The organism is Nguyenibacter vanlangensis (assembly GCF_013376155.1).
GTDB classification, from domain to species: Bacteria; Pseudomonadota; Alphaproteobacteria; order Acetobacterales; family Acetobacteraceae; genus Gluconacetobacter; species Gluconacetobacter vanlangensis.
The window spans coordinates 1-12,563 of the sequence record NZ_JABXXP010000045.1 but is presented as its reverse complement, the minus strand read 5'-3'; the positions used below and the strand labels follow the sequence as shown (position 1 = coordinate 12,563).

Below are 12,563 nucleotides of genomic sequence, written 5' to 3'. Positions count from 1 at the left end.
GGGCGGGCGGCAAGCGTTGCCGCGGCGGGGACCGGCCCCTTCAGGACGGCATCGGCCCGGGCCACGGTTTCGACATCGGCTGCCAGCGTCCCCAATGTATCGAAAGACGGCGCGAGGCTCTTTACGCCCGCCAGCGCATAGCGACCGTACGAGGGCTTGAAGCCGACGATCCCGCAATACGAAGCCGGCCGGGTCAGGGACGCTGCCGTTTGCGAGGCCAGGCCCAGATCGATCATCCCCGCCGCGACCGCCGCCGCCGAACCGCTGGACGATCCTCCGGGCGTGCGCGCGACGTCATACGGATTGACGGTTGCTCCCGGACGAAAAAAGGCAAACTCGGTCGTCACGGTCTTGCCCACGCACAGCGCGCCCGCCTGCCGCAACAGGGCGACGCAGGCCGCGTCGCTGCTTGGATGATTGGCCGCATAGATCGGCGAGCCATGCGTGGTCGGATAGTCCCGCGTCTCGATGATGTCCTTGACGCCCACGCTCAACCCGCGGAGCGGTCCGTCCGGCGCCTCTTCGGCCTGCAGGCGTATCCGGGCCGGATCGTAAGAGGTGAAGGCGCGCACCCGGGCTTCATGACGCTCGATGCGCGCCACGGCCCTGGCGGCCAGATCCAACGGTTTATCGTCCATCACAAAACCTCCTCGGGGGTTGTCACGATGACGTCAAGTCGAAGGCGCCGCGAAAATAGAGCAGCGGCCCCACATCCGGGTCGGGATTCATCGTCACATGCACCGGCCGCGCCAGGAAGATCTCGTGGGTGCCCCCGCGCAGGGTTTCGATCACTTCCGTACCGATATGAACCAGTGCTTCTTGGATAAATAACGTCCCGTCCGGATGGCGCACTTCGTCCTCGCCAACGATTTTGTCCTGGGCAGGCATCGCATAGCGCCGCGCGATCGCCTCCTGATGGCTGGCCAGGATACTGATGCCGAAGCGCCGGCTCTTCTCGATCGACCGACAGGTCGCACTGCGCCGGTTCAGGCAGATCAAAAGCGTCAGGGGATCAAGCGAGACGGAACTCAAGGCACTGATCGTCGCCCCCTGCTCGCCCCCCGCGCCGGTCGTGGTCACCACCGCGACCCCGGTCGCGAAATGGGCCATCGCACGACGGAAATCATCGGAGGTGACGGAAATCATGCCCGATCACCGGCCCACAAGGGCCCGCGCTCCTTGCGCATCTTCCGGACCGCCGCGTCAAACATCTTGTCCGCGGCGGAGGACTTGGCGATCAGGGTCGCCGCGTCACGCGAGCATGCGCGTTTGATATCGTCGGAAATCGCAACGTCGGCCCCCGGCACCATGCCCGCATGGCATTGTATCTCTGCCGCGCGCTGGACGATCCAGAGCAGGAAGAACGTTCGCGCGATGTCACTTTCGCCCACCGCGATACCGTGGTTGCGCAACACCAGGACATGCTTGTCGCCCAGGCTCGCCAGCATGCGCGGGCGCTCCTCGTCATACAGCGTGATGCCTTCGAACGCATGATATCCGACGCGCCCGAACAACTGGGCACCATAGAAATTGTCGTGGCTGAAGCCGTCACGCTTCATGGCGACCGCGCAGACGGCGTTCGTATGCGTGTGAATGACGCAATGAATGTCGTCGCGCGCCGCGTGAATGGCGCCGTGCAGGGCGAAACCCGCGGGATTGGGTTTATGAGGCGCTTCGCCGATCAAATGACCAGCCGCGTCGACGGTCAGAAGATTGTCCGGTGTGATCTCGTCATAATTCAAGCCGAATGCGTTCACCAGATAGCGCGTCGGCTCGCCCGGCAGGCGAACGGAGATATGATTGAAGATCATCTCCGTCCAGCCATGGTAATTGATGAGGTGATAACATTCGGCGAGGCGGATCCGAAGCCGTGCTTCTTCTGCGCTGACGTCCACAGACATGTGTTTCTCCTGTTGTTGTCCTATGTGCGCTGGGTGGATTTGAAATCCGCGATCCTGACCATTGCGGCGGCGTTCGGCGTGGGAACGCCCCGCGCCGCGGCCAGGGCCATGACCGCATGGCCGATCGCAGGCAATTCCAAGCTACGCCCTCCGCGATAATCCTGGAGCATCGACGTCGTATGGCCGCCCGCGCCGATAATGACCCCCAGAAGCTCTTCGACGGTCTTGAGCGGGGCGATGCCGTACGCCTCTCCCACGGCAATGGTCTCGCGCAGCACGTCGCCCATGAGCGCCCGCATCGTCTCGCTTGCCGCCAGGGTTGTCAGGTCGGCCTCGCAGACGACCGATAGGGGATTGGTGGCGAGATTGGCCGCGAGTTTGCTCCAGACCTCGCGCGCGATCTCGGGGCAGAGGCGGATTCCAATCCCGGCCGCGCGGAAAATTTCCTCGACGATCCGGACACGCGGCGGATAGGCGGGTTCACATGAAGGATCACCCAGCAGTAAAAGGGGCGGCCTGAGCGAGCGCACGACGCCTGGCGCATCGGAGGACGCGAAAGCATAGGCCACGCACCCGACTACTCCCGGGACCGGGAACGTCCGCGCCAGCACGTCGTGCGGATCCACGACGCTGCGCGCGACGCCAAGCGGGTTGCCGTCCCCGGCCGTCAGCCACCACGGCACGCCGTTCACGACGGGGACGATGATCGTGCGGGAATCCACCGCGTGCGCAACCGTCTCCGCCAACGCGGGAAGTTGATGCGCCTTTGCCGCCAGGATGATGATGTCCTGCACCGCGTCGGGGGCGCGGATGTCGGCCGGGGGGCGCACGACATGCGTCTGCGTGCCGTCATGCAGCACCAGGCCGTCGGTGCGAATGCGCCGCAATGTTTCCCCGCGCGCGACGACCGAAAGATGCGGCTGCGTGCGGGCCAGCATGGCGGCCAGCAACCCGCCAAGCGCCCCGACACCCGCGACGCAGATCCTGGGCGCGCCGGCCGTCACGCGTCGATCACCAGAAGCGGGGAATGCGCGCGGGAGCAGCACAGCGCGATCTGGTCGGTGCGCTCGTCCTCGGTCAGGTACTCGTCGCGATGATCGGCGTCGCCTTCAAGGAGGTTCACGACGCAGGTGCCGCAGATCCCCTGCTCGCAACTGACCGTTATCCGAACCCCGCCGCGGGCCAGCGCTGTGGTGATCGCCTCCTCCGCGCCGACTCGAACGCGCACGCCGGATTTCGCCGCCAGAACCTCGAAACTTCCACCGCCCGCGACGGGGAGAGCGGAAAACGCCTCGCGATGCACGTTCGCCTGGGGGACGCCCGCCTGACTGGCAGCATCGGCCACCGCGTCCATCAGGCCGATCGGCCCACACACATAGACGTGCGTCTCGTTGGGATCGTAGCCCGAAGCCAGCGCGGAGCCGGGCGCGAACCGTGGCGTGGCGGCATCACCGCGGTCGTGGATCCGCACAGCATCCGCGAAGGGAGATTGGGCCAGCACCGGCGCAAAAACCGTATCCCGTGCGACGTAGTGCAGCGTGAACGCCTCTCCGCGATCATGGAGTTCGTACGCCATGGCGATCAGCGGCGTGATGCCGATCCCACCCCCGATCAGAACGGAATGGCGCGCGCCGGCGGAAAGGGGAAAAAGATTGCGCGGTGGCGCGATCCTGAGGCGCGTGCCGGGGGTCACGAGGCGATGCACCGCGCGGGAGCCGCCGCGCGATTCGGCCTCGAGCAGCACGGCGAGCCGATAGCGGCTGACATCGGCGGGATCGCCACACAACGAATATTGACGAACCAAACCGTCACCGAGGAACAGGTCGATATGGGCGCCGGCCTGCCAGCGTGGCAGCGCACCCCCGAGTGGCAGAAGGTCGAAGCACAGCACCTGGCCGAATGTCTCGACCATGCCGACCTGGACCTCGATCGGACCCGTGATTCCGGTGGTGTTCATCGCATGAAGAGCCCGCTATTGATGTCGATGGTGGCCCCTGTGATGGACGCCGCGTCGGGGCGCGCCAACTCCACGACCATGCGCGCCACAGTACGCGGGTCACCCAGGGCGCCGGTCGGAATGTTCGCGACCACGCGAGGCACATTTTCCGCGCCGATCGTCTCCGCGATCGACGGCAGGTCCAGCGGTCCCGGCGCGATGGTGTTCACGGTTACGCCGAACGGCGCGAGGTCACGCGCGAAGACTTTCGTCAGCGTGTGCACGCCTCCCTTGGAGGCGGCATAATGCGCGCCCGTCGCCATGCCGCCATTTTCTCCGGCCAGCGACCCGATATTGACGATCCGGCCGCCCTTGTCCTGCGCGCGCAGGCGGCGCGCGAAGCGCTGGCATGCCAGGAACGTCCCGCGCAGATTGACGGAGATGACGGCATCGAAGGTCTGGATGTCGATATCGAGAACCTTCTGCGCCTTCATGATCGCGGCATTGTTCACCAACAGCCAAGGCAGCCCCACCGCCTGCTCGACCGCATCGAACGCTGCCTCGACGGAGGATTCCGATGCCACATCGAGCTTCACCGCGATCGCGCCGTGGCCAAGCTGTTCGGCCCGGGCCCGCGCCGCGTCGAGGTCCACGTCGCCGATCGCGACGCGATATCCCGCCTCGACGAGACGTTCGGCGATAGAGGCGCCCAGCCCCCTCGCCGCCCCGGTGACCAGTGCCGCCCGCGTCACAGGATGTAGCTCACGGCAGTGAGTGCTTCCGTCGAACCGAGCAGGCGGATCACCTTGAGGTCGATCTTCAGCCCGTCCGGCATCCGCACCAGCCGATACGTCACATTGGCGGCATAATCGCGCTCGCGCCCCTGCCGCAGTTCGGTCAGATGCTGCGCACAGCGGAATGTGCAGTGCGTGTCATCGCTTTCCAGCATGCGATAGCGCGATTGCAGCCTGACTGTGCGCGCCGGCGGAGCCGCGGAGATCGAGCGCCCGCCCAGCAGGCGTTCGACGCGCTTCCTGCGCATCTCCGCGTCGTCATAGGCGTAGTTCAGAACGCTCTCGAAATCGTCCACATCCGGATCGATCGGCACGACATAACGCCCGTCTGCCGTGTAGAGCCCGAGCCATTCCATGAACTGACCGTGATCGAGCAGGTCCGCTTCCAGCGTGACGAGCGCGATCGCCTCATCGAGCGTGATGCTCATACCCCGGCCTCCCCGGTCATCGCCACGAGCCATTGCCGATAGGCCGCGCGCATGCCCGTCTCCGCGCTGACGTCGCTGAAGAGATTTCCATCCTCGCGCCGTGACTCATGTCCGATCCCGCGATTAAGAAGCACGGCGATGTCGCGCCCGGCCAGCGCGCCGCGCTGCACGCGGTCCCAGGCTTCCGCGTCATCCGGGGTGCCGAAACCCATCGGCCCCTGGAAATGCTCATGCAGGCGCAGGCGCACCTGGTTCGCGATGTCCGGGCCGCCATCCATGCCGATGGCGATATGGCGGATTTCTGTCTGCGAGACGCCCAGCGGCCGTAATACGCGGAAGAAGGCCATGGAACAGGCGAGATTCGGAAACAGGTTGAGATTGAATCCCGAACCGCCGACCGCGCGCACGATGCGGCGCACCTGCTCGGGCGGGTATTCCTGCCCGAGTTGCGCCGCGAGTGCGGCGAATCGTTCCGGGATGGGGGCTTCGAGATTGTCTTCGAGATCGACCAGATCGGGGATCATGACCATGACCGAGTGGCCGTGCCCGAGATCCTCCACAAAGCCCTTTCCGCCGCCGAAGGTCAGGATATCCTGCGTTTCCTGATCGACGGAGTCGAGGAAGGATTTGTGCACGATCGGGAAATGATAGGCGTCGGTCGTGTTTTCGAGCTGGATCTTCCAGTTGCCGGGGAACGTGAATTTATGTTCCCCCATCGTCTTGACCGGCCATCCCGCGCCCTGCTTCATGAACAGGTCGATCCACGGCTTGGCCTTGCCGAGCCAGGCGTCGAGCGGCATGATGGCCGCATCGAAGGTCGCGAAGATCAGACCATTATATTCCTCGACCCTTAATGAGACGAGCGGAAATTCGGATTTGTCGAGCTGCCCGGTATAGCCCTCCTGCTGCGGAACGCCGCGCAACGCGCCATCCAGCCCGTAGGCCCATCCGTGATAGGGGCAGACGAAGCTGGCCGTCCTGCCCTTCTTGAGTTCGCAGACCGTGGCCGCGCGGTGGCGGCAGCGATTGAGCATCACATGCACGGCCCCCTTGCGGTCGCGCGAGACGATGACGGGGTGCGGTCCCACGAAGGTCGTGATGAAATCGCCCGGTTCGGGAAGTTCGCTTCTATGCGCGACCCATATCCAGTTATGCATGAAAATGCGGTCCATTTCCATGTCGTATAACATCGGATCGCTGTAGATCGAGCCGTCGGCGCGATCGGCCCCGAGCAGCATTTTCGGATCTGGAAGATCATTCATAGGCTGTTCCACCCTGATTTGAGACGCAATAATCCGCTGCTTTACGCTTAGGGATAGCCGGGCCGCGCGTCGCGTCCGAGCATGATGCGACCGGCGGCCTCGTAATTGCCCTTTGCCATGAAGGCGTGTTGCGCCACGACGGCGCAATCCTGCATGCAGCGCCCAAGGATGTGGTCGCTCTGCACGGCGGCGATCCCGCCCAGCGCGAAGCAGTGGCGCGCGACCTGCGCGGAAACCTGTGCCGCGTGCGTGGCGGCGAGGCGAATGCGATTGGCCAGTGATTCGGGCACCTGTCCCCCGTCCAGAAGAAGGTCCCATGCCTCATGCGTCACCGCATAGAAAAAGCTTCGGGCACTGGACAGCATCGCCTCGGCCTCTGCCAGTTCGGCCTGGACATGCGGGCGATCCGCCATCACCGGCGCGCCCGTGATCGAGCGCCTTCCGCCCGCCATGGCGGTCGCTTCGTCCAGCGCACGGCGCGCGCAGCCCAGCCCCACGGCCGTCAGAACCTGTGCGGCCAAGCCAAGTGACGGATAGCGATAGATGGGCCTGTCGATTGTCGGCATGCCGCCCCGGATGAACGTCCATGACGCCGGAACGCGAACGTTCTCGACCACCACATCGTGACTCCCGGTCCCGCCGAGACCGATCGTATCCCAGGTTTCCTCGATCCGCACCGAGGCGGCCGGCATCACCGCCGTGCGCGGCAATCCTCCACTTTCTTCCGAAAGCGCTATGCCGACACCGATCAGGGACGCCCCCATGCACCCGCTGGCGAATGGCCAACGCCCGCTTACCAGCACGTCGCCATTGTCCTGCTCCGCCTTCTGCGGGGGGAAGATCGCCCCCGCGAACACCACATTCGGGCCTTCGCGATAGATTTCCTCGAGTGTCGGGATCGGCAACGCCGCAAGATAGGTCGCGGAGACGCCGAAGCTTGCCACCCAGCCGGCCGAAGCATCCGCGTGGCCGATGGTCTCGATCAGTTCAAGAAACGCCGCCGCAGACGCTTCCATGCCGCCGAAACGACTCGCCACAAGGGCGCGATACACCCCGAACCGTTTGAATTCGTCGATGACATCAATGGGAATATGGCGCGCCCGCCGGAATTCCAGCGCCCGCGCACGCACGTCGCGCAGAAACATGTCGAAGTCGGGGCCGCATGCGATTTTGTCTTCGTTCGCGGTGATTTTTCTTAGCATGACCACAAGATTTCCACTCCAGAACGCCATCCCGGATGCGTCGCGCGTTGACGATCTGTTCGGCCCGAGAGCCCCCAGCAACACGGGCATGCTAGTCGCATTTAGTGGATATTTCCACCAAAATCTGCTCGACCTTCGTGACGGCGGCGCCATGGCCGCGTCACGTCGCTCTCAGAAAGAAACACCGCCCTGGAAATACCACTGACGACCGCGGTCAAATGATTTCAGGTAATTGCCGAAGCTTGCCGAGTAACTGCCCCACGCCATGAATTTTTCGTTGGTCGCATTATCCAATCCGACCTGGAAATAATAACGTTCGTTCCTGCTCGCCCAGCGTGTGCTTAGATTGACCAATATGTACTTCGGCTGAATTAAAGTATTATACTGAATTGCATTAAGGTCCGCATTATAGCGCGACCTGTACGACACGTCGGCTCTCGGCGTCATTGTGCCATAGCGGCCAAGATCGATGCGCTTGGCCATCCCGAGATTGGCCGTCCATTTCGACACGAGGGTGAACATCGAGTTCAGCGTCAGGCCCTGAACGGTGTTGTTCAACTGGGTGTAATGCGCGTCTGTCATCCCGAGCGAGCCAAGTGCCGTCCAGCCATCACCCAGCGCGTATTGTCCTTCCAGTTCGAAGCCCGAAATCTGGGCCTTGCCCGCGTTCGTGTAATAGGGACCGATATGGGTTGCGTCCGCCACGAGCAACTGCACGTCATCATAGAACGTGAAAAATCCGGCGGCGCTGAGACGAAGACGATGGTTCAGGCCATAGAATTTGAGGCCACCCTCGAAGGAATTGACAGTTTCGGGCCGAAATGATGGCGGCGACGGCGCGATATTCGTGAGGCGTTGCGTGAAACCACCGCCCTTGAAGCCCTGTGAAAAGGTCGTATACGCCATCAACTCGGGCGTGATCTGGTACGACAGATTCACCATCGGCGTCCAGCGCGCGTTATTGTTGTGGAATCGTTCATAGGGCACGATCCGCGTGCCTGGCGGGATGCTCAGGATCGGCGCACCGATCGTGCTCACATAATACTGATTCGGCAGAAAGCTCTTATTGTCCTCGGTATAGCGCACACCCGCCGTGATGTTGAATTTTTTGGTGATCGAATAGGTCGCCTGGGCATAGCCGGCGTAGTTCTTGTCCGTGAACTGGCCGCCACTCACGAGGCTCAGGACATAAAATTGATTGGGCTCGATATCGTATCCGGATTGATCGAAATAATAGATTCCGGTGGCGTAATGCAGGCGATTGTTCAGCGCGCGCCCGGTTGCCTGGACCTCCTCGGAAAATTGCTTTTCCTGATACAAATCGGCGACATAATTCACCGGAAGCGGAGACGCGTCACGGTCTTGAGCAAATTTTCCAAGGCTCTTGCTGTAGGCGGTAATGGACTTGAGATCGAGATATTGCGACAGGTCATAGTCGATCGTGGCCGATGTCGACCAACTGGTCAGGTTTGAATAATCCGGCCCCGTTCCGTAGTTGGTGTTTTTGCTGTAATAACGGGAATTGAAACAGCCAGGCGCGGTACAATTGGTCAGCGTGCCGCCCGCGATATGGTTGGCGAGCGCGATCATGCTGCTCGTGCTGCTGGGATTGACCCCCGTCGTCACGAAAGGTGCGCCATTGCTGCGGTCGCGGACCCAGTTCCCGCGAAGTGTGACGTTCAGCTTATCGATCGGGTGCCACCGCAACGCCCCCTTGAATACGGGCGTATCCTGGTTGCCCAGTTCCCGCTGGTTCTTCTGATACGGCGCATGGACGTAGCCGTCCTGCATGAAGCTCCCGACCGAGAAGTTCGCGAACACTGTTCTGGAGAGCGGTACATTGAAGAAGACCCGCGAATTGATGCGATTTCCCGTCCCGTATTTGACGTCGGCCTTCGCGGACAGCGTGCTGTTCGGCGTCAATGACGAAACGGATACGGCACCGCCGATCGTGTTGCGTCCGAACAAGGTGCCTTGCGGACCACGCAGGATCGATACATTCGAAATATCGACCATATTGAGCACCGCTCCAACCGGGCTGCCCACATAGACGCCATCGACATACATACCGACGCCGGGATCCACGCCAAACGAAAAATCCGTCTGCCCGATCCCGCGAATGAAGACAGCCGCGGCGTTGGCGACGCCGGAATTCGACGCAACATTGCCGAATGTGATATTGGGCGAAAGATTCTGGATTTTATCGATCGATGAGATGCCCCGCGCAGCAAGCTCGGTTCCGCTGATCGACGTCATGGAGATCGGTGTGCGCTCGATCCGCTCTGCTCTTTTGCGCGCGGTGACGGTCACTTCCTCCAGGCGCGGCGCCTGGGGCTGCTTTGAGGCCACCCGACTTTTCTTTGCCGCGGGCTTGCCGGATGGCGGGATCGTCTGCCCGCTGGCCTGCGGGATAAAGGCAGATAAAGCGAAGAGCGATGTGCCCCCGCACAACATGATGGTACGCAACACGCGCCGTGCGCGACCATCAGTACACCCTACCGAAAATCCCGATGCAATACGACGCATGTCGTTATTCCTTCGTTATAATACCGCCCAGAAGCAATATTGAGCCGAGGCGCGGAATCTGGATGTGGACCGTAACGGCCCGCCAGCCGCCTCGATATGCTCCTGGCACTCCCGACCGCACGGCGTGCAGACGGGGCGCATTTCATTTCGAATCGGCGACTAAAATATTATTAGAAGATTCCACTGATATGTCTACTTTTTTGTTGTTATTTCGATTCATTTTGATGCCCGCGACGCCGCACCCTGATCGCTGTTAATTGGTAGGAAATCATGGAAACATAAAAATGTAGAATAGAAATAACTTTAGTATCAATAGAAAATTGATACGTGAATCAGCATTTTTACAGAACGCATTGGTTTCGATTCATATTTATTTATCGAAAGATGTCATCCGAATGTCCTTGACAACGGAAAGATCACCCACGCCAAGCAATGTCATGGTCGAGTGAATGCCTTGCCGGAAATACTCCAAGACATCGACCACGCCCTGCTCCCCGTCGGCAGCCAAACCGTACGCGTATGGGCGGCCAAGCATGACGCCGGACGCACCCAGGGCGAGCGCCTTGACCACATCACTGCCGTAGCGAAAGCCGCCATCGACCACCACTTGCGCGCGGCCGCCAGCGGCTCTGACATTTTCCTCCAGCACGTCAAACCCGGCAACGGCGCCATCGAGCTGACGGCCGCCATGATTGGAAATGACGATTCCCTCTGCTCCGATCCGCACACATTCAACGGTGTCCTCGGGAAGCATGACGCCCTTCACGACAAGCTTCCCCTTCCAGACATCGCGCAGCCACGCCAGATCGTGCCAACCGATATCGGGGTCAAGTTCACGCGCGATGGTGGCGGCCTGCGCGAACAGATTGGTGCCCATTTTATACCGATCGAGATTGCCCATCGTTCGGCCGCCTCGGCGGGCAGCCGCCCAACTCCAGGCCGGGCGCAGCGCCATATGGCCGACATGGCGTGCCGAGAGGCGGGAGAGGTTGCGAAACCCGTTGCGGGCATCACGCGCGCGCATGGGCGTGACCGGAGTATCCACCGTCACGACGAGCGTGCGGATACCGCGCGCCCACGCGCGCGAAACCATGTCACGCGTCAGGTCGCGGTCGCGAAAGATATAGAGCTGAAACGCCAGGGAAACGGGATCCACGACCCGGGCCACATCTTCCACGGACACGATCGAAAAGTGGGAAAGACACGCCGTGACGCCTTGTCGCGCCGCCGCGCGTGCCGCCTTGATTTCTCCCTGGGGCGAGAGCATGCCCGCCATGCCGACCGGCGCCAGCATCACCGGGACGTCCTGCTGATGTCCGAAAAGCGTCGTGCGCGCATTGGGACGCGAGACGCCACGCAAGACCCGCGGCACGAAATATCGCTCGGCGAGTGCACCGAGGTTCCGGCGCATCGTCGTTTCGGAATAAGCCCCGCCATCGACGTAATCGAACAGCCATCGCGGCAATATGCGCCGCGCAGCCAGACGGAGCGCCTCTATGGAAACAATCATGCCCCCCTCCAACGCGTCGGCCATCGGCACCGACAGCGGCATCACTTGATGCTAGATCGGAATGTTGGACATTTCCACTGATTATTACATATTACATATTTTTAATATATGTTGTCGTAGATCCGCCGGGTAAGCGTCATCAAGGCTTGAAGGTCCGCATCATCGATGTCGTGAAACGCCCGCTCGAAGATCAATCCGGCCTTCGCGCGTACCTGATCGAGCGAGTTGCGCCCCTTCTCGGTGAGACGGACTTCGGTGACGCGTCCGTCATGCGGAGCGATCGACGTGACCACCAACCCTTCGCGCTCCATGCGATAGACGAGCTTCGTCATGGTCGAAACGCGAATCACAGCGAGGTCGGCGATCTTGCTGATCGTCGCGCATTCGTGTTCATGGAGGATATTGATGACTCGCCAACGCGGCACATCCATGCCGATCGGCTTCAGATGCGCGTCCATTCGCAGGTGGTACAGCCCCACCAGACGCGAAAGATGGAAGAACGGTGACGTCTCGGGAGAAAAAGACGGGTCGGTCGGGTTTGCCTGAAGCCACGCCTTGCCCCGTTTCACGCTCGTTTTCTGATTTTTGTTCACCATGATCCGTCCCTAGAGCATTTCCACTGCACACCGGTTCAGCGGAAATGCTCTATGTCCTTATTTTATCGAGCATCTTCACCCGTTCAAACGATTCCGTTTGAATGGGATCTGCTCTAGCCGATCAGCCTGGCGCTGAAAAGAACGTCCCTTCACCTTGGCGGAAAGCTTCAGCAGGCTGTCGGGTTGGGGGCTGCGGTGGTGAGGATGGCAGAGGCGGCGGCGTTTGGGCGGCGGTCAACCGCGCGATTAAAGCGGGTGAAGCCCATGGCGCCCTTGCCAGGTCAGATCGCCGGCAGGCGCGCGTCCATCGCCGGGTTGAAAGAGAAATCGCAGGCGCGGGTCCAGTCCGCGTCCGGCGGCAGAAGGCCGGCGGCGACCAGGAAGTCGCGCACCGCGCGGCAGCGGGCC

Annotated in this window: 12 protein-coding genes; all 12 read right to left on the bottom strand. The window is 61.8% G+C overall.

Going from position 1 to position 12,563, the window contains the following annotated elements; all coding sequences use genetic code 11:
* On the bottom strand, nt 1-638 hold a 638-nt coding region (locus HUK84_RS05000; protein WP_176639280.1), incomplete at its 3' end, for an amidase family protein.
* 22 nt (nt 639-660) lie between these two features.
* Nucleotides 661-1,146: a flavin reductase family protein gene (locus HUK84_RS04995; protein WP_176639279.1), complete on the bottom strand. Its 486-nt coding sequence runs from the start codon at nt 1,144-1,146 to the stop codon at nt 661-663.
* On the bottom strand, nt 1,143-1,925 hold the full coding sequence (locus tag HUK84_RS04990) for a class II aldolase/adducin family protein (RefSeq protein WP_317135237.1): 783 nt from the start codon (nt 1,923-1,925) through the stop codon (nt 1,143-1,145). Before HUK84_RS04990 ends, HUK84_RS04995 begins: the two co-directional genes overlap by 4 nt.
* Complete coding sequence (locus HUK84_RS04985) at nt 1,922-2,905, bottom strand: ketopantoate reductase family protein (RefSeq protein WP_176639277.1); 984 nt, start codon at nt 2,903-2,905, stop codon at nt 1,922-1,924. The genes HUK84_RS04990 and HUK84_RS04985 overlap by 4 nt, the downstream gene beginning before the upstream one ends.
* Nucleotides 2,902-3,813 (bottom strand): PDR/VanB family oxidoreductase, encoded by a 912-nt coding sequence (locus tag HUK84_RS04980; RefSeq protein WP_176639283.1) that lies wholly within the window; start codon nt 3,811-3,813, stop codon nt 2,902-2,904. Before HUK84_RS04980 ends, HUK84_RS04985 begins: the two co-directional genes overlap by 4 nt.
* Before the next feature lie 41 nt (nt 3,814-3,854).
* On the bottom strand, nt 3,855-4,589 hold the full coding sequence (locus HUK84_RS04975) for an SDR family NAD(P)-dependent oxidoreductase (protein WP_176639276.1): 735 nt from the start codon (nt 4,587-4,589) through the stop codon (nt 3,855-3,857).
* Nucleotides 4,586-5,059 carry an aromatic-ring-hydroxylating dioxygenase subunit beta gene (locus HUK84_RS04970; RefSeq protein WP_176639275.1) on the bottom strand — a complete coding sequence of 158 codons (474 nt, stop codon included), beginning with the start codon at nt 5,057-5,059 and terminating at the stop codon, nt 4,586-4,588. Before HUK84_RS04970 ends, HUK84_RS04975 begins: the two co-directional genes overlap by 4 nt.
* Nucleotides 5,056-6,321 carry an aromatic ring-hydroxylating oxygenase subunit alpha gene (locus HUK84_RS04965; protein ID WP_176639274.1) on the bottom strand — a complete coding sequence of 422 codons (1,266 nt, stop codon included), beginning with the start codon at nt 6,319-6,321 and terminating at the stop codon, nt 5,056-5,058. Before HUK84_RS04965 ends, HUK84_RS04970 begins: the two co-directional genes overlap by 4 nt.
* Before the next feature lie 47 nt (nt 6,322-6,368).
* Complete coding sequence (locus HUK84_RS04960; protein ID WP_246285400.1) at nt 6,369-7,466, bottom strand: acyl-CoA dehydrogenase family protein; 1,098 nt, start codon at nt 7,464-7,466, stop codon at nt 6,369-6,371.
* A 228-nt stretch (nt 7,467-7,694) separates the two neighbouring features.
* Entirely contained in the window at nt 7,695-10,049 is a 2,355-nt protein-coding gene (locus tag HUK84_RS04955; RefSeq protein WP_246285399.1) for a TonB-dependent receptor, read from the bottom strand.
* A gap of 370 nt (nt 10,050-10,419) precedes the next feature.
* Nucleotides 10,420-11,601, bottom strand: coding sequence for an alpha-hydroxy acid oxidase (locus HUK84_RS04950; RefSeq protein ID WP_246285398.1), 1,182 nt, complete (start codon nt 11,599-11,601; stop codon nt 10,420-10,422).
* Nucleotides 11,602-11,660: 59 nt separating this feature from the next.
* Nucleotides 11,661-12,155, bottom strand: a complete 495-nt coding sequence (locus tag HUK84_RS04945) for a MarR family winged helix-turn-helix transcriptional regulator (RefSeq protein ID WP_176639272.1) — start codon at nt 12,153-12,155, stop codon at nt 11,661-11,663.
* Between the last annotated feature and the right edge of the window lie 408 nt (nt 12,156-12,563).

Coding starts and splice junctions, on each gene's coding strand:
- HUK84_RS04960 (WP_246285400.1), bottom strand. CDS start 7,466: ATGTTTCTGCGCGACGTGCGTGCGCGGGCGCTGGAATTCCGGCGGGCG.
- HUK84_RS04965 (WP_176639274.1), bottom strand. CDS start 6,321: ATGAATGATCTTCCAGATCCGAAAATGCTGCTCGGGGCCGATCGCGCC.
- HUK84_RS04955 (WP_246285399.1), bottom strand. CDS start 10,049: ATGCGTCGTATTGCATCGGGATTTTCGGTAGGGTGTACTGATGGTCGC.
- HUK84_RS04970 (WP_176639275.1), bottom strand. CDS start 5,059: ATGAGCATCACGCTCGATGAGGCGATCGCGCTCGTCACGCTGGAAGCG.
- HUK84_RS04980 (WP_176639283.1), bottom strand. CDS start 3,813: ATGGTCGAGACATTCGGCCAGGTGCTGTGCTTCGACCTTCTGCCACTC.
- HUK84_RS04950 (WP_246285398.1), bottom strand. CDS start 11,601: ATGCCGCTGTCGGTGCCGATGGCCGACGCGTTGGAGGGGGGCATGATT.
- HUK84_RS04995 (WP_176639279.1), bottom strand. CDS start 1,146: ATGATTTCCGTCACCTCCGATGATTTCCGTCGTGCGATGGCCCATTTC.
- HUK84_RS04945 (WP_176639272.1), bottom strand. CDS start 12,155: ATGGTGAACAAAAATCAGAAAACGAGCGTGAAACGGGGCAAGGCGTGG.